General features: G+C 70.9%; 27 protein-coding genes. 8 read left to right on the plus strand and 19 right to left on the minus strand.

The genetic code is table 11. The annotated features are described in order from the left end of the window. Nucleotides 1-19 precede the first annotated feature (19 nt). A complete protein-coding gene (locus tag CK240_RS11280) occupies nt 20-526 on the plus strand; it encodes a hypothetical protein (RefSeq protein WP_095640449.1) in 507 nt (168 codons plus the stop codon). Here CK240_RS11280 and CK240_RS11285 read toward each other — a convergent pair. Further along, nucleotides 511-897 carry a winged helix-turn-helix transcriptional regulator gene (locus CK240_RS11285; protein ID WP_095640450.1) on the minus strand — a complete coding sequence of 129 codons (387 nt, stop codon included), beginning with the start codon at nt 895-897 and terminating at the stop codon, nt 511-513. The genes CK240_RS11280 and CK240_RS11285 overlap by 16 nt on opposite strands. A gap of 85 nt (nt 898-982) precedes the next feature. Between CK240_RS11285 and CK240_RS11290 the strand changes: the two genes are divergently transcribed. Further along, nucleotides 983-1,567 (plus strand): NADPH-dependent FMN reductase, encoded by a 585-nt coding sequence (locus CK240_RS11290; RefSeq protein WP_240517387.1) that lies wholly within the window; start codon nt 983-985, stop codon nt 1,565-1,567. A 38-nt stretch (nt 1,568-1,605) separates the two neighbouring features. Here CK240_RS11290 and cobS read toward each other — a convergent pair whose 3' ends face one another. Next, nucleotides 1,606-2,583, minus strand: coding sequence for a cobaltochelatase subunit CobS (gene cobS, locus CK240_RS11295; RefSeq protein ID WP_095640520.1), 978 nt, complete (start codon nt 2,581-2,583; stop codon nt 1,606-1,608). Between the two features lie 166 nt (nt 2,584-2,749). Between cobS and CK240_RS11300 the strand changes: the two genes are divergently transcribed. After that, on the plus strand, nt 2,750-3,721 hold the full coding sequence (locus CK240_RS11300; RefSeq protein ID WP_095640452.1) for a DUF808 domain-containing protein: 972 nt from the start codon (nt 2,750-2,752) through the stop codon (nt 3,719-3,721). Between the two features lie 103 nt (nt 3,722-3,824). On the opposite strand, the gene CK240_RS11305 is transcribed toward CK240_RS11300, so the two are convergent. The 5 genes from CK240_RS11305 to CK240_RS11325 form a co-directional block, all read right to left on the minus strand. After that, nucleotides 3,825-4,025, minus strand: a complete 201-nt coding sequence (locus CK240_RS11305; RefSeq protein ID WP_095640453.1) for a CsbD family protein — start codon at nt 4,023-4,025, stop codon at nt 3,825-3,827. Between the two features lie 79 nt (nt 4,026-4,104). After that, nucleotides 4,105-5,055: a 2-hydroxyacid dehydrogenase gene (locus CK240_RS11310; protein ID WP_095640454.1), complete on the minus strand. Its 951-nt coding sequence runs from the start codon at nt 5,053-5,055 to the stop codon at nt 4,105-4,107. Further along, nucleotides 5,055-5,405, minus strand: a complete 351-nt coding sequence (locus tag CK240_RS11315; RefSeq protein WP_095640455.1) for a tRNA-binding protein — start codon at nt 5,403-5,405, stop codon at nt 5,055-5,057. Before CK240_RS11315 ends, CK240_RS11310 begins: the two co-directional genes overlap by 1 nt. Next, on the minus strand, nt 5,402-6,211 hold the full coding sequence (proC, locus tag CK240_RS11320) for a pyrroline-5-carboxylate reductase (protein ID WP_095640456.1): 810 nt from the start codon (nt 6,209-6,211) through the stop codon (nt 5,402-5,404). The genes CK240_RS11315 and proC overlap by 4 nt, the downstream gene beginning before the upstream one ends. Nucleotides 6,212-6,280: 69 nt before the next feature. Further along, nucleotides 6,281-6,784 (minus strand): type III secretion system chaperone family protein, encoded by a 504-nt coding sequence (locus CK240_RS11325; protein WP_095640457.1) that lies wholly within the window; start codon nt 6,782-6,784, stop codon nt 6,281-6,283. A gap of 427 nt (nt 6,785-7,211) precedes the next feature. Between CK240_RS11325 and CK240_RS11330 the strand changes: the two genes are divergently transcribed. Next, entirely contained in the window at nt 7,212-8,102 is an 891-nt protein-coding gene (locus tag CK240_RS11330; protein ID WP_167650027.1) for a polyprenyl synthetase family protein, read from the plus strand. On the opposite strand, the gene CK240_RS11335 is transcribed toward CK240_RS11330, so the two are convergent. From CK240_RS11335 to CK240_RS11385, 11 genes are all read right to left on the minus strand, one after another. After that, nucleotides 8,099-9,010 carry a phytoene/squalene synthase family protein gene (locus tag CK240_RS11335; RefSeq protein ID WP_095640459.1) on the minus strand — a complete coding sequence of 304 codons (912 nt, stop codon included), beginning with the start codon at nt 9,008-9,010 and terminating at the stop codon, nt 8,099-8,101. The genes CK240_RS11330 and CK240_RS11335 overlap by 4 nt on opposite strands. After that, complete coding sequence (locus tag CK240_RS11340) at nt 9,007-10,509, minus strand: phytoene desaturase (protein WP_205957814.1); 1,503 nt, start codon at nt 10,507-10,509, stop codon at nt 9,007-9,009. The genes CK240_RS11335 and CK240_RS11340 overlap by 4 nt, the downstream gene beginning before the upstream one ends. After that, complete coding sequence (gene crtY, locus CK240_RS11345; protein WP_095640460.1) at nt 10,506-11,660, minus strand: lycopene beta-cyclase CrtY; 1,155 nt, start codon at nt 11,658-11,660, stop codon at nt 10,506-10,508. The genes CK240_RS11340 and crtY overlap by 4 nt, the downstream gene beginning before the upstream one ends. Further along, on the minus strand, nt 11,657-12,865 hold the full coding sequence (locus CK240_RS11350) for a nucleotide disphospho-sugar-binding domain-containing protein (RefSeq protein ID WP_095640461.1): 1,209 nt from the start codon (nt 12,863-12,865) through the stop codon (nt 11,657-11,659). Before CK240_RS11350 ends, crtY begins: the two co-directional genes overlap by 4 nt. Before the next feature lie 6 nt (nt 12,866-12,871). Further along, nucleotides 12,872-13,399: a sterol desaturase family protein gene (locus CK240_RS11355; RefSeq protein ID WP_095640462.1), complete on the minus strand. Its 528-nt coding sequence runs from the start codon at nt 13,397-13,399 to the stop codon at nt 12,872-12,874. Continuing rightward, a complete protein-coding gene (locus CK240_RS11360; protein ID WP_205957815.1) occupies nt 13,396-14,109 on the minus strand; it encodes a fatty acid desaturase in 714 nt (237 codons plus the stop codon). Before CK240_RS11360 ends, CK240_RS11355 begins: the two co-directional genes overlap by 4 nt. A 96-nt stretch (nt 14,110-14,205) precedes the next feature. Next, complete coding sequence (gene fni / locus CK240_RS11365; RefSeq protein WP_095640463.1) at nt 14,206-15,228, minus strand: type 2 isopentenyl-diphosphate Delta-isomerase; 1,023 nt, start codon at nt 15,226-15,228, stop codon at nt 14,206-14,208. Between the two features lie 17 nt (nt 15,229-15,245). Next, entirely contained in the window at nt 15,246-15,866 is a 621-nt protein-coding gene (locus CK240_RS11370) for a TetR/AcrR family transcriptional regulator (RefSeq protein WP_095640464.1), read from the minus strand. Between the two features lie 43 nt (nt 15,867-15,909). Then, nucleotides 15,910-16,488: a DUF2585 family protein gene (locus tag CK240_RS11375; protein ID WP_135058828.1), complete on the minus strand. Its 579-nt coding sequence runs from the start codon at nt 16,486-16,488 to the stop codon at nt 15,910-15,912. 62 nt (nt 16,489-16,550) lie between these two features. Then, complete coding sequence (locus CK240_RS11380) at nt 16,551-19,028, minus strand: ABC transporter permease (protein ID WP_095640523.1); 2,478 nt, start codon at nt 19,026-19,028, stop codon at nt 16,551-16,553. 38 nt (nt 19,029-19,066) lie between these two features. Further along, nucleotides 19,067-19,744, minus strand: a complete 678-nt coding sequence (locus CK240_RS11385; RefSeq protein ID WP_095640466.1) for an ABC transporter ATP-binding protein — start codon at nt 19,742-19,744, stop codon at nt 19,067-19,069. 95 nt (nt 19,745-19,839) lie between these two features. Between CK240_RS11385 and CK240_RS11390 the strand changes: the two genes are divergently transcribed. The 4 genes from CK240_RS11390 to CK240_RS11405 are packed head-to-tail and all read left to right on the plus strand — an operon-like array spanning nt 19,840 to nt 23,059. Further along, nucleotides 19,840-20,496, plus strand: coding sequence for an arylesterase (locus CK240_RS11390; protein ID WP_095640467.1), 657 nt, complete (start codon nt 19,840-19,842; stop codon nt 20,494-20,496). A 39-nt stretch (nt 20,497-20,535) separates the two neighbouring features. Beyond that, nucleotides 20,536-21,261 carry a 5-oxoprolinase subunit B family protein gene (locus CK240_RS11395; RefSeq protein WP_095640468.1) on the plus strand — a complete coding sequence of 242 codons (726 nt, stop codon included), beginning with the start codon at nt 20,536-20,538 and terminating at the stop codon, nt 21,259-21,261. Beyond that, nucleotides 21,258-22,286, plus strand: coding sequence for a 5-oxoprolinase subunit C family protein (locus CK240_RS11400; protein ID WP_095640469.1), 1,029 nt, complete (start codon nt 21,258-21,260; stop codon nt 22,284-22,286). The genes CK240_RS11395 and CK240_RS11400 overlap by 4 nt, the downstream gene beginning before the upstream one ends. Further along, complete coding sequence (locus tag CK240_RS11405; RefSeq protein ID WP_095640470.1) at nt 22,283-23,059, plus strand: LamB/YcsF family protein; 777 nt, start codon at nt 22,283-22,285, stop codon at nt 23,057-23,059. Before CK240_RS11400 ends, CK240_RS11405 begins: the two co-directional genes overlap by 4 nt. Nucleotides 23,060-23,148: 89 nt before the next feature. Here the strand turns inward: CK240_RS11405 and CK240_RS11410 are convergent, their stop codons facing one another. After that, nucleotides 23,149-23,571, minus strand: coding sequence for a Fur family transcriptional regulator (locus CK240_RS11410; RefSeq protein ID WP_095640471.1), 423 nt, complete (start codon nt 23,569-23,571; stop codon nt 23,149-23,151). Nucleotides 23,572-23,661: the final 90 nt, after the last annotated feature.

Here is a 23,661-nt window from a genome sequence, read left to right on the forward strand (position 1 = left end):
CCGCAAAGCAAGGCTTTCCATGCGCCCGACCACCCTCGCCCTGAGCCTGATCCTGCCCGCCCTGCCCGCCATGGCGCAGGACTGCACCGCCGCCGTGAACGACGCCTATCGCAAGGGCTTTGCCGAGGGAGTCGAGGCCGTGAACGCGCAGCTTGGCGCCGTCACCGCCAAGATGCAGCAGGACGTGCAGGCGCAGGTGAACGCCCAGCTTGCCGAGATGGACGCCCGCCGCACCCGCGAACTGGAAGATGCGCTGGCCGCCGCGCAGGCCCGGTCCCTGGCCGAGCAGGGGCCGATCCGCGCCGAAGGGATGCCGCAGATGCCGCCCCTTGCCCCCGCTCCGGGCGGAGGCGTGGCCCCCGTGCTGCCGCGCGACATGGCCTCGGCCACCACGATCACGCGGCGCCCTGGCGGGACGCCTGCGGACCCCGCCGACCTGCCGCCCGGAACGACCATCACCATCACCGACCCGCAGAACCTGCCGCCCGAGCTGTTCCGGGCGCTGATGGACTATGCGGCGCGCTGAACGCCTTCTTCCCGCCCGTCATAGGCGGCCCGCGCCGCATCGATGCAGTCGGCATGGGTGATGGTCCAGTCGGCCAGGGCCGCGATGGGGCCGAACAGGTCCTCGCCCATGGCCGTCAGCGCGTATTCCACCTGTGGCGGCGTGGTGGGCGTCACCGTGCGGCGGACAAGCCCGTCGCGTTCCAGGTTCCGCAGCGTGCGCGTCAGCATCTTCTGCGAGATGCTGCCCAGTTCCCGCCGCAGCGCCGAAAACCGGTGGGGACCGCGACCCAGGGCGCGGACCACCAGCAGCGTCCACTTGTCGCCGATGCGCGACAGCATCTCGCTGATGCGCTGGCAGGTTCCGGTGTCATGGGTGTCGCATGGTTTCATGAAGGTGCCTTCTTGCGGGGCCTTTCGGCGCTCTCTACCTGATCCGAAGTATCTTTTGGATACCTAGTTAATCATGGAGACCAGAATGGCCAAGCCCCGCATCGCCGTCATCATCAGCTCGACCCGTCAGGCGCGCTTCGCCGACAAGCCCGCTGCCTGGCTGATGGACAAGGTCAAGGACCACCCGGAACTGGACTTCGAACTGGTGGACCTGCGCGACTTCGACCTGCCCTTCTTCGACGAGGTGGCGTCGAACGCCTGGGTCCCCTCGAAGGACGAGCGCGCGGTCCGCTGGCAGAAGAAGGTCGCCGAGTTCGACGGCTACCTGTTCGTCGTCGCGGAATACAACCACTCGATCACCGGGGCGCTGAAGAATGCGTTGGACCAGGATTACGTCGGCTGGAACCGCAAGCCCATGGGCGCGCTGGCCTATGGCAGCATGGGCGGCGCCCGCGCGCTGGAGCACCTGCGCCTGATCGCGGTCGAGCTGCAGATGGTCCCCCTGCGCAACGCCGTCCACATCGGCGGGTCCGAGTTCTTCAAGGTCTGGACCGGCGGCCAGAACGCCCCCATGAGCGAGATCGAGGGGGTCCTGCAAGGCTCGCTGAAGTCGACGCTGGAGGAGCTGGTCTGGTGGACCAAGGCCACCAAGGCTGCGCGCGAGGCTTGAGACGCGCGCCGGGCGGGGCGCGCTGACGGCGCGCCCCCTTACCCCGCCTTCGCCACCGCGCTTTCCGGCAGTTCCTCGTCGAACAGGCGCTGGTAGAACTCGGCCACGGTCTGGCGCTCCAGTTCGTCGCACTTGTTCAGGAAGGTCAGGCGGAAGGCGTAGCCCACGTTGTCGAAGATGCGGCTGTTCTGCGCCCAGCTGATGACCGTGCGCGGCGACATGACGGTGGACAGGTCGCCCTGCATGAAGGCCGTGCGGGTCAGGTCGGCCAGCGTCACCATCTGCGCCACGCACTTGCGACCCTTTTCGGTGTTCATCTGCGGCACCTTGGCCAGCACGATGGCGACCTCGGCGTCGTGGGACAGGTAGTTCAGCGTCGCCACCAGGTTCCAGCGGTCCATCTGGCCCTGGTTGATCTGCTGGGTGCCGTGATAAAGGCCGGTCGTATCCCCCAGGCCCACGGTGTTCGCGGTGGCGAACAGGCGGAAATAGGGGTTGGGCGTGATGACCTCGTTCTGGTCCAGAAGGGTCAGCTTGCCCTCGGCCTCCAGCACGCGCTGGATCACGAACATCACGTCGGCGCGGCCCGCGTCGTATTCGTCGAAGACGATGGCGGTCGGGTTGCGCAGCGCCCAGGGCAGGATGCCCTCGTGGAAGACGGTGACCTGCTTGCCCTCGACCAGCTTGATCGCGTCCTTGCCGATCAGGTCGATCCGCGACACGTGGCTGTCGAGGTTCACGCGCACGGTCGGCCAGTTCAGGCGGGCCGCGACCTGCTCGATATGGGTGGACTTCCCGGTGCCGTGATAGCCCTGGATCATCACCCGGCGGTTATAGGCGAAGCCCGCCAGGATCGCGAGCGTGGTGTCGGGGTCGAACTTGTAGGTGGGGTCCAGTTCCGGCACGCGGTCGGTGCGTTCGGCGAAGCCCTTGACCTTCATGTCGCTGTCCACGCCGAAGACGTCGCGGACGTCGATTTCTTCGGTCGGTTTCGCGTTCTGATCCAGAGTAGCCATCGCCGCAGTCCCCCATCGGTCCATCCGGCCGGTGATGGAACATCCTTGGGCCGCGCGCAAGGCGTGTTGCCGTGCGGAAGGCGGGCCGGGCCCTGCGGCTTCAGGGGATCGAACCGAAATGCCGCCCCTGGCGTTCGCCCCCAGGCTGACTGGCAAGGGAACGGCAATGAGCGGGCTGATCGCACTTCTGGACGACGTGGCGGGGATCGCCAAGGTTGCGGCGGCATCGGTGGACGATGTGGCGGGGATGTCCGCCAAGGCCGGGATGAAGGCGGCGGGCGCCGTGATCGACGACGCGGCGGTCACGCCGAAATACGTCCACGGCTTCGACGCCACCCGCGAGATCCCGATCGTCTGGCGCATCGCCAAGGGCTCGATCTTCAACAAGGTCGTGATCCTGCTGCCGATCGCGCTGATCCTGTCGCAGTTCGCGCCCTGGGCGATCACGCCCCTGCTGATGATCGGCGGGGCCTATCTCTGCTTCGAGGGCGCCGAAAAGGTCTGGCACGCCCTCAATCCCCATCCCGAGCATGACAGCTACGAGGGCGAGGAGGTCGGCGACGCCCGCCAGCTGGAAGAATCCAAGGTGAAGGGGGCGATCAAGACGGACTTCATCCTGTCGGCCGAGATCATGACCATCGCCCTTGCCACCATCCCGCCGGAACAGGGGCTCGTCATGCGGGCGATCGTGCTGTTCGCCGTCGCGGTGGCGATCACCGCCGCCGTCTATGGCGCGGTCGGGCTGATCGTGAAGGCCGACGACTACGGCGTCTCTCTGGCCCGCACGCGCGAAGGGTTCCTGCGGTCCGCCGGCCGCACCATCGTCAAGGCGATGCCCGGCTTCATGAAGGTCCTGACGATCGTGGGCACTGCCGCGATGCTGTGGGTCGGCGGCAACATCGTGCTGCACGGCCTGGCCGAACTGGGCTTCGGCCTGATGTATGACACCATCCATCACTGGTCCGAGTTCGCGGCGCACGCCGTCCCGGCGATGCAGGGCTTCGTCGGCTGGGTGGTGACGGCCTTCTTCGACGGACTGTTCGGACTGGCGCTGGGGCTGGCGCTGATCCCGCTGTCCAAGAACGTCCTTGCCCCCCTGTGGCGCGGCGGCCAGCGGATGCTGGGGCGCGAGGCATGAGCATTCCTGGCCGAGCATTCAATGGGCGCGGCGGTCCGCAGCGCCCGGATATGAAAAAGGGGCGCCCGGCGTGGCGCCCCTTGCGATTGCGGCCTTGGGCGGCTCAGCCCTGACGGCGAAGGAAGTCGTTCATCTTCTCTTCCGCATCGGCCTTGGCCCAGCCGTAGCGTTCCTGCAGCTTGCCCGACAGCCTGTCGCGGTCGCCGTTGATCTGGGTGACTTCGTCGTCGGTCAGCTCACCCCATTCCTGCTTGACCGAGCCCTTCAGCTGGTCCCACTTGCCCTGGATGATGTCCCAGTTCATTGTCTGGCCTCCGTTGCTTCAATCTGCATGAACAACGCCCCGGCAAGTCGCGGGTTCCGCTTGGTTTCCCGCTTGAAGGTCAAGCCACCCGATCCGGCGGCGCATCGCCCTTGAAGAAGGCGGCGAGGTTCGCCAGGGCGCGCATCGCCATGTCGGTGCGCACCTCCTCGGTTGCCGTGCCCAAATGGGGCAGCAGGACCACGTTCTCGCGCAGGCGCAGGGCTTCGGGCACCTCCGGCTCGCGCTCATAGACGTCAAGGCCCGCGCCACCCAAGGGCCCCGCCTCAAGCGCCGCAATCAGGGCGGCCTCGTCCACCACGTCGCCGCGGGCGATGTTGACCAGGATCGCGCCGGGCTTCATGGCGGCCAGTTCCGCCGCGCCGATCAGGTGGCGGGTCGAAGCGCCCCCCGGGACCGCCATGACCACGACATCGGCCTGCGCCAGCAAGTCCGGCAGCGCCACCTGCCGCGCGGGCAGGTCCAGGCCGGTGACGGTCGAGCGGTTGTGGAAGATCACCGGCATCCCGAAGCCGAAGTGGCAGCGCCGGGCGATGGCCTGCCCGATGCGGCCCATGCCGACGATGCCCACGGTGCGGCCGGTGACGTGCATCCCCAGCATCTGCGTCGGGTGCCAGCCGGTCCATCGGCCCGCGCGGACCAGACGCTCGCCCTCGCCTGCGCGACGGGCCGTCATCAGGATCAGCGTCAGCGCGATGTCGGCAGTGGCGTCGGTCACCACATCGGGCGTGTTCGTCACGACGATTCCCGCCGCGCGGGCAGCCTGAAGGTCGATGTGGTTGAACCCCGCGCCGAAGTTCGCCAGCACCCGCGCGCGCCGGTCGGACGTGCCCAGCACCGTCGCGTTGAAGGGATCGCCGAGGGTCGGGATGATCGCGTCGTTCTCGCGCAGGGCGGCAATCGCCTCTGCCTCGGTCAGGGGCGTGGTCGAATCGCGGAAACTGGCGTCGAACGCCGCCGATATCGTCTCTTCGGCGGCCCTGGTCATCCGGCGCGTCACGAGCAGGCGCATCAGTACATCCTTCCCCCGTTCGGGACCGGGCTGTCGGGGCCGATCAGGACCACCTGGCCCTCGGCGTCGGGCAGGCCGAGAACCAGCACCTCGGACATGACCTTGCCGATCTGGCGGGGCGGGAAGTTCACGACGGCCAGCACCTGCTGCCCGACCAGCCCGGCCGGTTCGTAGTGGCGCGTGATCTGGGCCGAGCTGCGCTTTTCCCCGATATCCGGGCCGAAATCGATCCACAGCTTGATCGCGGGGACGCGGGCCTCGGGGTAAGGCTCGGCGCGGATGATGGTTCCGGCGCGGATGTCCACGCGGGCAAAGTCGTCATAGGTGATCTGTGCGGCGGGTCCGGTCATTGCCCGAGCTCCCGTCCGCGCGCCGCCGCCGCCGCCACGGTGCGGCGCATCAGAGGGCCAAGGCCGCTGTCGGGGTCCATCAGGTGCGCCAGCCCGGCGGCAGTCGTGCCGGCGGGAGAGGTCACAGCCTCGCGCAGCTTCGCCGGGTCCTCGTCCTCGTGCATCGCCAGCGCCCCTGCCCCCGCGACCGTCGCGCGGGCGAGATCAAGCGCAAGATCGGCCGGCAGCCCCTCGGCCTCGCCTGCCGCCGCAAGCGCCTCGATCAGGTGGAAGACATAGGCGGGACCGGAACCGGAAACGGCCGTCACGGCGTCCATCTGCGATTCGTCCGACAGGCGCACGACGCGTCCCACGGCGGCCATCAGCGATTCGGCCATGTCCAGCGCGGCAGCGCCGGCCTGTTCGTTTCCGACGATCGCGGTGATGCCCTGCCCGATCGCGGCGGGCGTGTTCGGCATCGCGCGCACCACCGGGGCGCCCGGGAAAGAGCGGCCATAAGCGGCCAGAGTCACCCCTGCCGCGACCGAAAGCACCAGCCTGTCCGCGCCGCCTGACCGGGCCAGGTTCGGCAGAACGTCCCCCATCATCTGCGGCTTGACCGCCAGCACGATCACGGCGGGGTCGGCGGGCCCGGCCCCCTCGGTCGAGATACCACGCTCGGCCACCCAGGCGGGCACCCTTGGGTCGATGACATGGACCGCCTTGGGGGCAAGTCCGCGCGCAAGCCAGCCCTGCAGAAGCGCGCCGCCCATGCGCCCGCAGCCCACCAGCACGAGCCCCCTGTCATTCAGATGCGCCAGATCCATGTGCCCCCTCGCCTGCGTTTGCCGGCTGCAAGGGGTAACGATCGGCGCGGCGCTGTCCAGAGGCGGCGCTCAGGCCGCGCGTCCCAGCGTGCCGGACAGGGCGAGAGCCAGGGCCGCCTCGGGCTCTCCGCCCCGGCAGGCGGACTGGAACGAGGGATGGAACCGTTCGCAGCTTTCGACGGCGCTGCGGATCATGCGCTCGATCTGCCCGGCCTCGGCCAGGGCCTGTCCCGACAGCACCAGACCGTAACGCCAGACCATCACGCGCTGCTGCGCCCAGAAGGTGAAGCTGCCGTCCCAGACCTCGTCGTTGACGAGGTTCAGGACCTGGCACAGCCCCGGCATCCGCGCCTCGGGCGGATCGAGGTCGAAGCAGCAGATCAGCCGCAGCATCTCGTCCCGCGCGGACCAGGCGAGCGTCAGCGCATGGTCGCGCCATTGTCCCCTGACCGTCACGGCGATCTGGTCGTCCGCCATCCGCTCGGAATCCCAGCCGCGGCGCAGGGCCACGGCTTCGGCGATGTCGATGGGATGAGTCTCGTCGGCTTGGATTCGGTGATCCAGCTGCCCCATGTGTCCTGCCCCTGCCCTTGACGGCCAGGTTGATCCCGGCCTGTCGATCCTGTCCCCAGAACGGCTGGCGGCAGGCCTTATGCAGATCAAGGTGTCAGGCTAAATTATCATTCTGTAAAGAGTTTTCTTGAGCCCCTTCCTTCAGCGGAGATGGTGCCGCCAGCGGGTCGTCCTCCCGGGGGCGGGGCAGCGTCGGCCCGCCGCAAGCGATCCTGTCCGACTCCGGCCGCCCGCGCCGAGGGGCAGGCGCGGAGGAAGGCCTGCCGCACGGCCCCTGAGGGTTCCGGCGCATTGAACCGCTTGCCGCGTTGCGCGCTTTCTTTGTGAAGGGCCACGGTTGCGGCTTCCCGTCCGGCCCATGATGTCTGATATTCTGGATCATATGTGCGACAGCAAGGCGGCAGCGGTTTGGATGGATGACAAGTGCATGCGTGACGTGACCGGACCCGCCGACTGGCGCTGCGTTGTGGATGATCGCCTGACCGAGATCGCAGCGGGCTTCGGGCTGGCTTCTCCGGCCCTGGGGCGGGCGATGGCCGACGCGGTGCTGGCCCCCGGCAAGCGGTTCCGCGCGATGGTCCTGCTGATCGCGGGCGAGGCGACGGGCGGCGTGCGCCCTGCCCTGATCGATGCGGCCTGCGCGATCGAGCTGGTGCATACGGCCTCGCTGGTCTTCGACGACCTGCCCTGCATGGACGACGCGAAGGCCCGGCGGGGCCGGCCCACGACGCATCTGGTTCACGGCGAATGCCGCGCGATCCTGGCCGGGATCGCCCTTGTGACCGAGGCGATGCGGCTGCTGGCGACGGCGCGCGGGGCGGATGCCGACACCCGCGCCCGGCTTGTCGCGTCGATGTCCGCCGCCATAGGTCCGGCGGGACTTTGCGCAGGGCAGGACCTGGACATCCACGCGCCCAAGGACGCGGCGGGGGTGCAGCGCGAGCAGGATCTCAAGACCGGCGCCCTGTTCGCGGCGGGGTTCGAGATGTTCGGCATGCTGCAGCGCCTCGGCAGGGCGGACATCGACAGGCTGGCCGCGCTGGGGCGGACGCTGGGCCGGGCCTTCCAGTCCTACGACGACCTGCTGGACGTGCAGGCCGAGGCGAGCGCGCTGGGCAAGGACACCCGCCGCGACACGCAGGCCCCGGGCTTGGCGCGCGGCGTCCTCGCCGTCCGCAGCCTGCCGCAGGCGCAGGCGCATTACGACGCCCTGCGGACCGAGGTGGACGACCTGCTGGGCGGCTGCGGCTTCGACAGCCTGCCCTTGGCCGCGCATATCGCCCGCGTGTTGCCGGGCCGCGCCAGCCGCGCCGCCTAGACCCGGGGGCGCGTCCACAACCCGTCGCGGGGCGCCTGGCGGGGGATGACGCGCGACACGCCTGTATCCCCCAGCGCCAGCACCGCCAGGCCCGCCTTGGCCGCGCCCGAGGTGCCGATGCGCTGCCGATAGGCCTCGGGGCCGCCGCGCCGGATGCGGGTGCCGATGGCGCGATAGATCCGCGCTGCCGCCGCGATGGACCAGGCGCAGCGGGCGGGCAGCGCGGGAAGGCCCGCAAAGGCCGAGGCGTAATAGGGCTCGGCCGCGTCCAGCAGGCGCAGGATGACGGCGTAAAGCTCGGGGGAAGGGATGTCGCCCTCGACGCTGGCGCCCGCCTCCTCCAGCCAGTCGCCGGGCAGGTAGAGGCGCCCGATCCGGGCATCGCCGATCACGTCGCGGGCGATGTTGGTCAGCTGGAAGGCCAGCCCGAGATCGCAGGCGCGGTCCAGCACCGCCTGGTCCCGCACGCCCATGACGCGGGCCATCATCACGCCCACGACGCCTGCGACGTGATAGCTGTAATCCAGCGTGTCGTTCAGCGTCCGATAGTCGCGCCCCCGGACGTCCATCGCGAAACCGTCGATCAGGTCCAAGGGCCAGCGGTCGGGAAAGTCATGCCGCCGCGCCACCGCCCGCAGCGCGGCAAATGGCGCGCTGACCGGGCCGCTGCCGTGCAGGGCCTCCATCGTGTCGGCCTTGAGGCGCGCGAGGCGTTCCGCCGGGTCGCCGCCCGCCTGCGGGGTGCTGCCGAGTTCCTGCCCGTCCACCACGTCGTCGGCGTGGCGGCACCAGGCGTAAAGCATCACCGTGTCCTCGCGAATGCCCGCCGGCATCAGCTTCGCCGCCGCGGCGAAGCTTTGCGAGCCTGCCGCGATGGCGGCCTGCGATTCGGCGACCGGCGCCGTCATGCCGCGCCCGCGTCGGCCAGCATCACGCCCGCCGTGGCCTTCGCGGAACCCACGACTCCGGGGATGCCCGCGCCGGGATGGGTGCCCGCGCCGACGATGTAGAAGTTGCGGATGCTGCGGTCGCGGTTGTGGGGCCGGAACCAGGCGGACTGCGCGAGGATCGGTTCGACCGAGAAGGCGCTGCCATGATGGGCGTTCAGTTCGGATGCGAAATCGGCGGGCGAGAAGATCCGCTTCACCCGCAGGTTCGCACGCAGGTTCGGGATCAGCCGCTCCTCGAGGCTGGCGAGGATGCGGTCGGCATAGGCCTCGCCGTCACGCGCCCAGTTGATCGCCGCGCGGCCGAGGTGCGGCACGGGGGCAAGGACGTAATGCGTGGACATCCCCGGCGGCGCGAGGCTGTCGTCGGTGACGCTGGGGGAATGGAGATAAAGCGAGAAATCCTCGGCCAGCTTCGGGCCGCGGAAGATCTCGTTCACCAGCTCGCGGTAGCGGGGGCCGAACAGGATCGTGTGATGCGCCAGACCCTCGGGCTTCTGCGACAGGCCGAAATGGACCACGAACAGCGACATGGACCAGCGCTGGCGCTTCAGCAGCGCGGCCTTGGTCCGCCCGCGCCGGGTGCCGCCCAGAAGGTCGCGGTAGCTGTGCATCACGTCGGCATTGCTGGCGACCATGCCGGCACTCAGGCGCGTACCGTCCGCAAGCGTCACTCCGGTTGCCCTCGCCCCTTCCGTCTCGATCCGCGCGACCTTGGCGTTCAGGCGCAGCGTGCCGCCCAGGCGTTCGAACAGCGCCACCATGCCCGAGACCAGCGCATTGGTGCCGCCCCTGGCGAACCAGACGCCCCCGCGCCGTTCCAGCGCGTGGATCAGGGCATAGATCGAACTGGTGGAAAACGGGTTGCCGCCCACCAGCAGCGTATGGAAGGAAAAGGCCTGTTGCAGGTGCGGGTCCTTGATGAAGCGCGCGACGACGCTGTGGACCGAGCGGTAGGCCTCCAGCCGCACCAGCGCGGGCGCGGCCTGCAGCATCTGGCCCAGCTTCAGGAAGGGCACGGTGCCGAGGCGCAGGTAGCCTTCCTGATAGACCTGTTCGGAATAGTCGTGGAAGCGGCGGTAGCCGTCCAGGTCGGCGGGGTTGAAGCCGGCGATCTCGCGTTCCAGCGCATCGGCCTCGTTCACGTAGTCGAAGCGTTTCCCGTCGGGCCAGAGCAGCCGGTAGAAGGGGCTGACCGGCAGCAGGGTCACGTCGCGCTCCATCTCCTGCCCCGTCAGCGCCCAGAGTTCGCGCAGCGAGTCGGGATCGGTGATGACCGTGGGGCCGGCGTCGAAGACATGCCCCTGTTCGCGCCAGACATACGCGCGGCCGCCGGGCTTGTCGCGGGCCTCCAGCAGCGTCGTGGCGATGCCCGCCGATTGCAGGCGGATGGCGAGCGCGAGCCCGCCGAAGCCCGCGCCGATGACGATGGCCGATCCGGGAGTGGTGCCTGACGTCACGAGGTTTCCTTCAGCAGCGGCGCTTCGCGCAGGCAGGGCAGCGCGTCGCGGATGGGAATGGGGGGCTTGCCGGTGACGATCCGCAGCCGGTCCAGCCGGGTCAGTCTGCCGGCGTAGAAGCGTTCGATCAGCGGCTCGGGCAGGCGGTAGAAGCGGGACAGGACACGGTGGCGGTCCTCGGGCGGGCAGCCGTGAAACAGCATCCGGTTCAGCAGGCGCAGGAAGCGGTCGTCGCCCGCGCGTGCAAGGGCATGGGCGCGGACGGCGTCGAAGACCTCGGCCGTCGTCGGCCCGGCCGCCGCCACCACGTCGGCCACCTGCGCGGCAACCGGCAGCGAATAGCCGGTAACGGGATGGAACAGGCCCGCGCGCATCCCGACGGGAACCGCCCCGCCCTGCGCCTGTTCCCACATCCCGCAGGCATCATGGGCCAGCGCGATCGGAAGGACGCCGCGCTCGCGCCGGACCTCGCGGCCGGTCCAGCCCTTGTCGCGGGCGTAATCGGCGATGGCGCGGGCAAGCGCGTCCTCGTCCAGGGCCGGGCCGTCGCTGTAGCGGGTGTCCTCGATCAGCAGGCGCGTGGGGGAAAAGGGCAGCAGATAGACGAAGCGATAGCCGTCCCGCTGCGGCACGGTCGCGTCCATGATCACCGGGCGGGTGACGCCGTGGGGTGCGTCCATCTCGAATTCCAGCCCCACGAACTTCTGGTAGCCGGTGACGAGATGGCGCGAAGGGGCGGCCCCCCGGCCGTCGATGACGCAGGGCGCCTCGATCCGCTCGGACCCAAGGGTTGCGCTGGTGGCATCAAGCGCGGTGATCCCGGCCCCCCAGCGCAGGGTGAGGCCGGGGGTGTCCGCCAGAAGCCGCGCCAGCCCCGCGCCGTCCAGCGAGGCATAGCCCGCGCGCAGGGTTCGGGCGTGGTCGGGAAAGCGGACCTCCTGCCCCTGCCAGCGGCAGCGGATCGCGGGGGCAAGGCGGCGGTGCCAGGCCAGCCGCAGGTCGGGGTCGTGGAAGGACCAGGTATGCGAGCCCGACGGACCGGGCGCGCGGTCCAGCATCAGCATACGGGCACCCGGCCGCGCCTCGGCCACCGCAAGGGCGATCAGGGCATTGGCGAGGCCCGCCCCGGCGAGGATCACGTCCGGCGTCATGCCGCCGCCCTGCGGACAAGCCGCGTCTCGATCAGGTCGGCGGCGCGGGAAACGCCGCCCGCCACGGCGATCTCGGCGGCGGGGGCCGCCAGCGCCGCGCGATACGACGGGTCGGACAGGACCGCCCCCAGCGCCTCGCGGATCGTGGCGCGGGTCGCGCGGCGGGGGGACAGCACGCGGGCCGCGCCGTGAAAGGCCAGCCGCGCGGCGGTTGCGGGTTGCTCGAAGGCCAGCGGGATCGCCACCATGGGGACCTGCGCCGCCGCGCAGTCCAAGACGGTGTTCAGCCCCGCATGGGTCACGCAGGCCGCGGCCCGCGCCAGCACCGCGCGCTGGGGGAAGAAGTCGCGCACGACCGCACCGCCGGGCAGCGCCTGCGCCTGCGCGTCGGTCAGCCCGCCGCAATGGGCCAGCGCAAGGCAGACGCCCAGATCCTCGGCGGCGCGGGCGATGGCGGCCAGCAGCGCCAGCCGACCGCCCTGCAGCGTGCCGAGCGACGCGAAGACCAGCGGGCGGCCGTCGGTGTGAATGTCGAACTCTCCGGTCCCGCCGTCCCGCAGCGGCCCAACCGCCCGTGCCCCCGATCCGGATGCATGGGGGAAGTCCAGCGAGGGCACCATCTGCCGCAGGTCCAGATCGGGCGAGATCCAGTCGTCCAGCCGCCGCCGCATCGGCAGCCCGTGATCGCGGCAGCCCCGGGCCAAGGCGCGCGATTGCAGCACCATCAGCGCGTCCGCCACGCGCCAGCCGCCCCGGTTGCGCCGCCTGCCCTCGTCTCCGTCCGCCCAAGGCCAGTCGACGAAGGGCGGCGGGATCGCCTCGTCGCGGTCCAGCGGCAGGGCCGAGGCGAGCGTCGCGCGGGGAAGGCCCGCCGCTTCGGCCGCAAGGCTCGCGCCGGGCTCGGCCTGATCGGCCACGACGAGGTCCGGGCTCAGGCGGGCAAGGGCATCCGGCCCTTGGCGGACAAAGGCGCGCGTGGTGGCGGCGGTGGCCGCCAGCGTCCGCAGAAGGCCCGCGTTGTGCAGGTCCGGCTCACGCGTGCCGAGGCTTTCGAAGGCGATCCCCTCGCGGGCAGCCAGCGGTCCCAGCCCCTCGCCGCCCACCATCCGGCAGTCATGCCCCCGCGCCGCCAGTGCCCGCGCCAGCGCCGCGTGGACGGCGGCGTGGCTGGACAGCGCAGGCAGGCAGAAGGCGATGCGGGCCATGCGGCGTCAGTCTTCGCCGCGGTCGGGCCGCCAGGCGTCCTGGTGGCGCGACTGGCGCTGCGCCAGCACCCCCGATGCCTTGAGCCGCGCCTTGAGGTCATCCACCGGCGGCGCATAGACAAAGCCGAAGGACACGCAGTCGTCGCGCCCCTCGACCGCGTGATGCAGCCGGTGCGCCTGATAAAGCCTGCGGAAATAGCCGCGCCGGGGAACATAGCGGAAGGGCCAGCGCTGGTGCACCAGCCCGTCATGGACGACGAAATAGATCACGCCGTAGACGCTCATGCCCACGCCGACCCACCACAGCCAGGGCCACCAGCGGCTGCCGATCATGAACAGGATGATCGAAAGGCCCGCGAAGACCACGGCATAAAGGTCGTTCTTCTCGAAGGGGCCGTGGCGGTCCTCGTGGTGCGACTTGTGCCAGCCCCAGCCCAGGGGGCCGTGCATGATCCAGCGGTGAACGGAATAGGCCACGGCCTCCATCACCGCGACGGTCAGGACGACGATCAGCAGGGGACCGAGAAGGCTCATGCGCGGGTCCTGCGGGTCGAGGGCAGCCGCCACCACGGCACGGACGGGTGCAGGTGGTGTTCGTGGTGATAACCGCCGAAGTGGAAGCAGGTCAGCAGCGACAGCGGGTCGCTGACGCGGGTGGACCGCGCGTTGTGGCGGTCGGGGAAGTCGTCATGGCCGGGCCGGTGCGGCAGCCAGGTCCCGAAGACGAACAACTGCATGGACGCGAGGATCGAGGGCACCGCCCAGAAGGCGACATAGGGCCAGCGCGGCCCGAGGATCAGCGCGTAAAGGATGACGGCGCTGCCCAGCACCCAGAACTCGCGCCAGCCGAAATAGGTGCGCACGAAGCCCGCGTACCAGCGGACCGGCCCTCCGCGGCCGAAATCGGGGTCGTCGTCGGTGCCCGCGTGGCGGTGGTGGGCCATGTGCTTGACGATGAGCTTGCGCCAGGAAAACCCGGCGTAAAGCGCCAGCGCCAGCGCGCCGACAGCGGCGTTCAGGCGGGGACGGCCGGGCGCAACCGCGCCATGCATGGCGTCGTGCGCCACGATGAACAGGCCCACGGAAAGCCATGTCAGCCCGATCAGGCACAGCACCGCCAGAAGGGGATGGGCAGGCGCGTCAAGGCGCCACACGGCGAAGACATGCAGCGCGGCCCAGGCGCCGATCACGCCTGCGGCCAGGGCAAGGCTGACAAGGCTTGTCGCTCGGGAACGTCGAAGCACCGCGGTCACGCCTGAAACCTCCCCTCGCCGTTTCTGTATCACCTGTCACAATCTATCGCAGGGCGGAGCGCCTTTCCAGCCGTCCCGCAGGCCAAGTCAGCCAGCAAGCGGCGCCCGGCGCAAGGCCGCAAGATCGGCCGAGCCGGTGCAGAACATCGCGATGCGAAGCTGCTCGACAACCTCGGAGAGATGCGCGGCCAGCGCCCCGGCGCCTTCGCGCGCGGCCGGCAGGGCGCCCGCGGCCTGCCCTGCAAGGTCCGCGCCCAGCCGGATCGAGCGCGCCACGTCCAGCCCGTGCCGCAGCCCGCCCGAGGCGATCAACGTCCCGCCCGGGGGCATCAGCGGCGCCAGCGCGGCCACGGCCTCGGCCGTCGGGATGCCCCAGTCGAAGAAGGGCGCGGCGATGCGCCGCAGGCGGTCGTCGCCGCGTTCGGCCTCGACCCGTGCCCAGCTCGTGCCGCCGACGCCGGCCACGTCCAGAATCACCACACCCGCATCCAGCAGCCGCCGCCCCACGGCGGCGGACAGTCCCGCGCCGACCTCCTTGACGCCCAGGGGAACGGGCAGCGCGCGGGCCAGCGCCTCGATCCGCGCCAGAAGGCCGGAAAAGTCGCGGTCGCCGCCGGGCTGGATCGCCTCCTGCAGGGGGTTGAGGTGCAGCATCAGCGCGTCGGCTTCCAGCATCTCGACGGCGCGGCGCGCCTCGTCCACGCCCATGCCGCGCGCAAGCTGGACCGCGCCGAGGTTGCCCAGGATCGGGACGTTCGGCGCCCGCGCCCGCAGTTCGGCCCCCAGCCCGCCCGCGCCCCGCCCCTCGATGGCGATGCGCTGCGACCCCACGGCCAGCGCCAGCCCCAGCGCGCCGCAGGCCTCGGCGATGGACAGGTTGATGCGCGCGGCCTCGGCCGTGCCGCCGGTCATCGCCGACACCATCAGCGGCGCGGACAGGTTGCGCCCCAGAAAGGACGTCCGCAGGTCGATGGCGTCGAAGGACAGTTCCGGCAGCGCGTCATGGACGAAGCGTACCGCGTCGAAGCCGGTGCCGCGCGTGTCCTGAACGCCGCGCCCCTCGGTCACGATCGCCAGATGCTCGGACTTGCGGTCAGCGATGTCGTCCATGCGATCCCCGGATGCCGTCAGTCCGCACGATAGGCGCGCACGAAGCCCTGCACCACATGGTCCACGAAAGCCTCGCCGTCGAGCGGATAAGCCTTCGCCCCGCCAAGCTCGCCCTGGTGCAGCGCCCCCAGCAGCAGGGGAGAGGCCAGCGCGAGGGCTGCCATGCGGGTGTCCACCTCGCGCATCTGTCCACGTGCCACGTGGGTTTCCAGCCGTTCGGCCAAGGCGATCACGAAGGGCTCGAACATCCTGTCGATGAAGACGGGGCCCAGCAGGTCGTCGCGCATCCCCTCGACCATGCCCATGGCCAGCATCCCGGCGACGCCGTGGCGCGTCATGACCGTCCAGGACAGGGTGGCCGCGTCGCGCACCGAGGTTTCGAAATCCGGCCCGGCGACGCGGGTGGCCTGGAACTGCCCCTGCCCGCGCTGGCCCGAATCCTCGAAAACCGCCATGACGATGTCGTCGCGCCGCCCGAAATAGTGGTTCAGCGTCGAGACGCTGCACCCGGCGGCCGTCGCCAGTTCCCGCAGCGTCGGCCGCATGGCGCCGCGCTGCGTCAGCCGCGCCCTGAGCCGGCCCAAAAGCTCGGCCCGGCGCTCGTCGAAGCGCGCGTTGCGGGCGCCCTTGGACCTCACCTGTGCATTCCTTTCCCGGCCCTCGGGCCGATTCCTCTGCGGATCAGCGCAGGATGATCCTGGCGGTCCCGAGGACGAAGCCGTCGTGGATCACGACCGCCACGCCGATCTCGGCCATCAGCCCGGCCCCGATGATGAACCAACGGGGCATGTGATGCGCCACGATGAAGCCCAAGGCAACAAAGGCGGTGTCGCTGAAGGCGTTCACGATGCTGTCGCCGCGGTAAACGCCGGGCCCGCCGGGATCGTTGAACAGCGCGATGATCCAGGGGGTGTTCTCGACGACCTCCCACACGCCGCTGCAGGCGATGACCATCAGCAGCCGCTTGTGCAGGGGCCAGAGCGGGCAGACCCGACGCGCCGCGAAGTAGAGCCCCGCCCCCGAAATGACATGAAGCGCCGAATAGTAATCCGTCAGGTGCTGCGAGTTGTGGTCGACGAACGTGCTGCCGCTCCACCATTGCAGGGGCACCCCCGCGGGCAGGAGGCTGCGGCCCAGCAGCAGAAGCCACAGCGCCACCGCACCGTTCACCAGCAGGATGCCCAGGCAAAGCGTCAGCGCGGGACTGAGCGGCGGGCGGGCCAGCGGCTGCCGCCGCGTCGGCCGGGGGCGTCGGTTCATGTCGTCGAAATGCAAAGGGGAACACCCTCCTCGCTGGTTGGACGGGTCCGCACCCGGGCCGCTCACTCGGACCTCAGCAGCGTGGCGGGCTTGACCCTCAACGCCCGCAGCGCGAAGGCCAGTTCCGCCGCAAGCGCCGCAAGGACACCCGCGACCACCAGAAGGACGGCGCTGGACCAGATCACGGCATGGTCCACCTCAAGCACGAAGCGCGCCACGGCCCAGCCTGCCACGGCCCCGGCGGCGATGGCGGCAAGGCCCGCCAGCGCGCCGAGGATCGCCGCGCGCAGGGCGAAGCTGGCCAGGATCACCGCGCGGCTTGCGCCCAGCGCCTTGAGGATCGCGGCCTCGTAGCGGCGGCTTCGCGCGCCCGCCAGGGCGGTGCCGATCAGCACGGCAAAGCCCGTGACCAGCGTGGCCGCCGCCCCCCATCGCACCGCGACCGCGATGCCGCCCAGCAGGTCCGAGACACGCTCGATCGCCTCGCCCACGGGGATGCCCGTGACGTTGGGCCAGCGGTCGGTGACGGCGCGCAGGATGGCGTCCTCGGCTTCGGGCTCGGCATAGACGGTGGCGATCCAGGTATGCGGCGCGCCTCGCAGCGCGGCGGGGTTCATGGACATGACAAAGCCGATCCCCGCGTTGCGGAAGTCCACCTGCCGGAAGGACGCGATGGTTCCGGTGATGTCGCGGCCCATGATGTTGACGGTCAGCGTGTCGCCCAGGGACAGCCCGATCTCGGCGGCTTCCTCGGCCGCGAAGCTGATCAGCGGCGGGCCGTCGTAATCGGCGGGCCACCATTCTCCCGCCGTGATTGTCGTGCGCGCGGGCGGGTTGTCGGAATAGGTCACGCCCCGGTCGCCCCGGACGACCCAGTGATCGCCCGCGACGTCCTGCGCCGGGCGGCCGTTGATCTGCGTGACGACGCCCCGCATCATGGGGGCAGCCTCGACGCGGCTGACAGCGGGGTTGTCGGCCATCATGGCCTTGAAGCCGTCGATCTGGTCGGGCTGCAGGTCCACGAAGAAGAACGAGGGCGCGACCTCGGGCATCTCGCGCGCGATCGAGCCGCGCAGCGTGCCGTCGATCTGCCCCACGGCGGCCAGCACCGCCAGGCCCAGCCCCAGCGACAGGACCACCGCCGAGGCCTCGGCCCGCCGCGTCCTGACCGCGCCCAGCGCCAGCCGCAGCGCCGGGCGGGTACGGGCCAGCGGCATCAGCGCGCGGGCCAGCGGGGCCGCAAGCTGTGCCGACAGCGCCAGCAGGCCAAGTGCCCCCGCGATGCCGCCCAGCGTCCACAGCGTCAGCCTCCAGTTGCCCGAGAACAGGCAGGCGGCGGCGACCAGCGCCAGGGCCGCCGCGCCGATCATCGCCAGATAGGGCGCGCGCGGCCAGCGGCGCCCGCCTGCGACGGCCGACCTGAACAGGACCGCCGCCCGCGTTTCCGCCGCCAGCGCCAGCGGCCACAAGGCAAAGACCAGCGCGGCCAGGATGCCGTAAAGCGCGGCCTCGGCCAGCGGACCGGGGTAAAGCCCGAAGGCGGCGGGCATGGGCAGGCGCGACTGGATCAGCGGGGCGAGCGCCAGCGGAAGCCCGCCGCCCAGCACGAGGCCGATGGCGACACCCGCCAGGGTCAGGACGCCGATCTGCAGCAGGTAGACCAGGAAGACCGTGCCGCGGCTGGCCCCCAGCGTCTTGAGCGTGGCGATCACCGGCAGCTTTTCGTCAAGGTAGGCGCGCACCGCCGCCGCCACGCCGACGCCCCCCACGGCCAGCCCGGACAGCCCGATCAGGATCAGGAACGATCCCAGCCGGTCCACGAAGGTCGAAAGCCCCGGCGCCCCTTCCCGCGAGTCGCGCCACCGCGGCGCGGCACCTTCCAGCGCCGCAGTCACCTGGGCCTGAGCGGAGTCTAGGTCGGTGCCGGGCGGCAGCAGCAGCCGGTATTGCGAGGAAAACAGCGTTCCCGGTCCCAGCAGGCCGCTTTGCGCCAGATCGGCGGTGCGCACGATGGTGACCGGCCCAAGCGCGAGGCCCTCTCCCGTGTCGTCCGGGAAGCTGTCCAGCATCGCGGTCAGGGTGAAGTCCTGTTCTCCCAACCGGAAGCGGTCGCCGACCGACAGGCCCAGCCGCGTGGCGAGCGCCTGTTTCATCACCGCGCCGGGGATGCCGCCCCCGGGTGCCAGCGCCTGCTCCAGCGGGATCGGCGGCGACAGCATAACGCGGCCCACCAGCGGATAGGCATCGTCCACGGCCTTGACCTGCGTCAGCGCGCGCTCTCCCCCCTCGACCGTGGCCATGGATCGGAACTCGGCGGTTTCCGAAACGGCAGTGGCGATCCGGTCCAGCACCGCCCGCTCGTCCCCGGTGGCGAAGCGATAGGTCAGCTGCACCTCGGCGTCGCCGCCCAGCAGCGCCGCGCCGTCGCGCGCCAGCCCCGCCTGGATCGCCGCGCGCACCGTTCCGACCGCCGCCAGCGCCGCCACGGCCAGCGCAAGGCAGGTCAGGAAGACGCCGAAGCCGCGCAGGCCGCCCCGCATCTCGCGCGCGGCGATGCGCCATGCCAGCGACAGGCCGCTCACGCCGCCTGCTCCAGCCGGCCGTCGCGCAGGCGGATGGTGCGGTCGCAGCGGACCGCCAGTTCCGGCGCATGGGTCACCAGCACCAGCGTCGTGCCGCTGTCGCGCACCATGCCGAACAGAAGGTCGGCGATCTGGCGGCCCGTCGCCTCGTCGAGGTTGCCCGTCGGCTCGTCCGCCAGCAGGATCGCCGGGCGCGGCGCCAGCGCGCGGGCCAGGGCCACGCGCTGCTGCTCGCCTCCCGAAAGCTGCGAAGGGTAATGGTGGCCCCGGTCGCGCAGGCCCACGGCCTCAAGCCCGGCTGCCGCCTGTTCCAGCGCATCCGCGCGCCGCGCCAGTTCCAGCGGGATCGCCACGTTCTCTAGCGCGGTCATGGTCGGGATCAGGTGAAAGCTCTGGAACACGACGCTGAGGTTGTCGCGGCGGAACCGCGCCAGCGCGTCCTCGCCCATCGCCGACAGGTCCTGGCCCAGCGCCCGGACCCGTCCGCCGGTCGCACGTTCCAGGCCCCCCATCAGCATCAGCAGCGACGACTTGCCCGATCCCGAAGGGCCGACCAGCCCCACCGTCTCGCCCTTGTCCACCGCCAGGGTGATGCCGCGCAGGATCTCGACAGGGCCTGCGTTCGACCGCAGTGTCAGGCGCACGTCGTCCAGCGACAGAACCGGTTCGGGCATCGGGCGTTTCCTTTCAGGGGCTGCGGCGAATGGACGACAACGCCCCCAGGCCCTTGGCGGCGTCAACAGATCACAAGGAAATGCAGAGGACCGCAATGTTCGCCAGAAGTCTCGCCGCGCTGCTGCTGACCGCCCTGCCCGCCTTTGCCCAGCCCGTGACAGTTGCGGCGCTGGGCGACAGCCTCACGCAGGGCTACGGCCTGCCCCCGACCAGGGGGTTTGTGCCGCAGTTGCAGGCGTGGCTGCGCGCGCACGGCGCGGACGTGACGCTGATCAACGCGGGCGTGTCGGGCGACACCTCGGCCGGCGGCCTCAGCCGCGTGAACTGGACGCTGACGCCCGAGGTGGACGGGCTGATCGTGGCGCTGGGCGGCAATGACCTGCTGCGCGGCATCGACCCGGCGGTGACACGCGCCAACCTTTCGGGTATCCTGGACGCCGCCCGCCGGGCCGAGGTCCCGGCGCTGCTGGTCGGGCTGAACGCGCCGCCGAACTACGGGGGCGCGTATCGCAATGCCTTCAACGCCATGTTCCCCGAGCTTGGCGCCGCCTATGACGTTCCCGTGATCCCTTCGATGCTGGGGGCCATTGTGGCGGCGGGCGATCCCCTGTCGCTCATGCAGCACGACGGCATCCACCCGAATGCCGATGGCGTCCGGCTGGTCGTCAATGCCATGGGCCCCCAAGTGCTGAAGTTCGTGGAAAGCCTCGGCGCCTGCGAGGGGCCTTGCCGTCCGCCCTCGGGATCATGATCCTGCCCGCATGACGCGGTTTGCCCTTACAGCCCTGCGATGAGCGACTGGCCCAGGATCGCCCCTGCGGGCGTGGACGGCATGGTCGTGAGTTTCGCCCCACGCCTGTCCGAGCCCGCCAACCGCGCGGCCCTTGCCCTGCGCGCGGCCATCGAGGAGGCGCGCTGGCCCGAGGTGCGGGAAACGGCCGTCTCGCTGGTCTCGACCTACCTGCGGCTGGACCCGCTGGCCGACCCTGCCGGGCTTGAGGAACGCCTGCGGCGGGTGGTCGGCGCGCGGGACTGGACGGCCGAGCCGCTGCCGGGTGAGCACCGGCTGATCCGCATCCCGACCTGCTATGAGGCCGACCATGCGCCCCAGCTGGACGAGGCCGCCGAGATCGCGGGCCTGACCCGCGCCCAGGCTGTCGAGGCGCTGGCGACCGCGCCCCTGCGCGTGCTGACCATCGGCTTTGCCCCCGGCCAGCCCTATATCGGCGAGCTTCCGGTCGGATGGGACATCCCGCGCCTGCGCCAGCTGACCCCGCGCGTGAACGCCGGCGCGCTGACGGTCGCGATCCGGCAACTGGTCCTGTTCGCGGTCGCGGCGCAGACGGGTTGGCGGCAGGTGGGCCAGACGGCGGCGCGATTGTTCGACCCGGCCGCCGCGCAACCCTTCCTGCTGCGGCCGGGGGATTCGGTGGCCTTTCCGCCGATCGGGGCCGACCGCCTGGCCGACCTGATGCGCGACCCGGGCGGCGGCATCAGCATCGAGCCCGCGGCATGAGCCTGATCGTCCTCGCCTCCTCGCCCGGCGTCACCCTGCAGGATGAAGGCCGCCGGGGCTGGCTGGCGCAGGGTCTTTCGCGCGGGGGCGCGGCCGACCCCGTGGCACTGGCCGAGGGCGCCGCGCTGCTGGGCCAGTCCCCGGGCCTTGCCGTGGTCGAGCTTGCCAACGCGCCCGCCCGCTTCCGCGCGACCGGGCCGCTGAGGATCGCCCTGACCGGGGCCGCCTTCCGCGCCACCCTGCGCGAGCGCGGCGAGGAACGGCCCTTGTCGTGGAACACGAGCCACGCCCTGCCTGCCGGTGCGGAACTGTCCCTGAGCCCCGGCGAGGGCGGCTTTGCCTATCTGACCCCGGCGGGCGGGATCGAGACGCCCCTTGTTCTCGGTGCCCGCTCGGCGCATCTCGCAGCCGGGATCGGCAGGGCGCTGGAGGTTGGCGAGGAACTGGCGCCCGGTCCTGATCCGGGCGGACCGGCCGACATGGTGCTGGACCCCCTGCCCCGCTTCGGCGGCGGCGCGGTGAGGGTCGTCGAAAGCCTCCAGACCTCGGCCTTTCCGACCGAGCAGGTCGAGCGGTTCCGCCGCACGACCTTCCGCCGCGACGCGCGCGGGAACCGGATGGGGGTCCGGCTGAACCCCGGAGACGGCACAGGCTTCGAGGCTCCGGGCGGGCTCTCGATCCTGTCCGAGATCGTCCAGCCGGGCGACATCCAGATCACCGGCGACGGCACGCCCTATGTCCTTCTGTGCGAATGCCAGACGACCGGAGGCTATCCCCGCATCGCCACCGTCCTGCCCTGCGACCTGTCGCGCGTGGCGCAGGCGCCCCCCGGTGCGGCCCTGACCTTCCGCTTCGTCTCGCGGGACGAGGGCCGGGCGGCCATGGCGGACCACGCCCGCGCGCTGGCATCGCTGCGCGGACGCCTGCGGCCAAGGCTGCGCGATCCGGCGGCGATGGCGGACCTGCTCAGCTACAATCTCATCGGCGGCGTGGTCAGCGCCCGTCATCAGGAGGATGCATCATGACCCTGTCGGTGGACCTGAACGCGGACCTTGGCGAAAGCTTCGGCCCATGGCCCATGGGCAGCGACGAGGCGCTGCTGGAGGTGATCTCGTCGGCCAACATCGCCTGCGGGGTCCATGCGGGCGACTGGGACGTGATGGCGCAGACGATGGCGCGGGCGGTGCGCAGCGGCGTGGGCATCGGCGCGCATCCGGGCTTTCCCGACCTGCAGGGCTTCGGACGGCGCGAGATGCAGATGCCCCTGCCCAGCGCCGCGAACCTCGTCCGCTGGCAGCTTGGCGCGGCGCAGGCCATGGCGCGGGCGGCGGGCGGCGAGGTCCGCCACCTCAAGCTGCACGGGGCGCTGGCCAACATGGCCGCCCGCGACGAGACGCTGGCCGCCGCCTGCTTCGAAGGCGCGCTGTCGGTCGCGCCCGACCTCATCCTGGTGGTGCTGGCGGGGACGGCGCAGCAGGCCGCGGCAGGCAGGCTGGGCGCACGGGTCGCCTGCGAGATCTTCGCGGACCGCGCCTACAACCCCGATGCGACGCTGGTGGACCGCCGCCTGCCCGGCGCGGTGATCCACGATCCCGCGCTTGCGGCGCACCGCGTGCTGCGCATGGTCAGGGCAGGCGCGATCCTGCCCGAGGACGGCACGCCGATCCCCGCCCGGATCGACACGATCTGCCTGCATGGCGACACGCCCGGCGCGGTGGAGATCGCGCGGGCCGTTCGCGCGGCACTGACCGGGGCTGGGGTGGCCGTCGCGCGCTTCGACGGGGTGCCGCTGGTCTGAAGTTGCGCCTTCGGGCGCGGCCGGACCGGGGGTTTCACCCCCGGACCCCCGTGGGATATTTCTCCGAAGAAGAAGGACGCCGGGAAGGCTCAGCTTTTCCGCATCCGGCGGGCGCGGATCAGGGTGTGCTGGCTGACGATCTCGTAGCCCAGCTGTTCCAGCGTTTCGCGGCGCAGGCGGGCGATGTCGTCGTTTGCGATCTCGATGACCTCGCCGGTGTCGATGTCCACGACATGATCGTGTTCGGCGGCGGGCGTGATCTCGTAGCGCGAGGGCTCGCTTTCCAGGGTCAGCTTGCGGATGAGCCCCGCCTCTTCCAGGGCCGAGAGCGTCCGGTAGACCGTGGCCAGCGAGACGGAGTCGTCCAGAGCCCGCGCCCGCGCCAGCAGCTCGTCGGCATTCGGATGGTCAGCCGAATCCATCAGGATCGCCAGCAGCGCCAGCCGCTGCGGCGTCACGCGCAGCCCTGCATCCCGCAGCGCCTGGGCAAAATCGGTCGTATGGGCGCTCATTCTGCCTTTCCTGCTGCCAATGGCCGGAATGTAGCCCGGACCCCCGGTCGGGGCAAGAAAATGAGAATGGTTCGCAAGGAACTTGACAGA

The sequence above is a fragment of the Paracoccus salipaludis genome (genome assembly GCF_002287065.1).
Taxonomy (GTDB): Bacteria; Pseudomonadota; Alphaproteobacteria; order Rhodobacterales; family Rhodobacteraceae; genus Paracoccus; species Paracoccus salipaludis.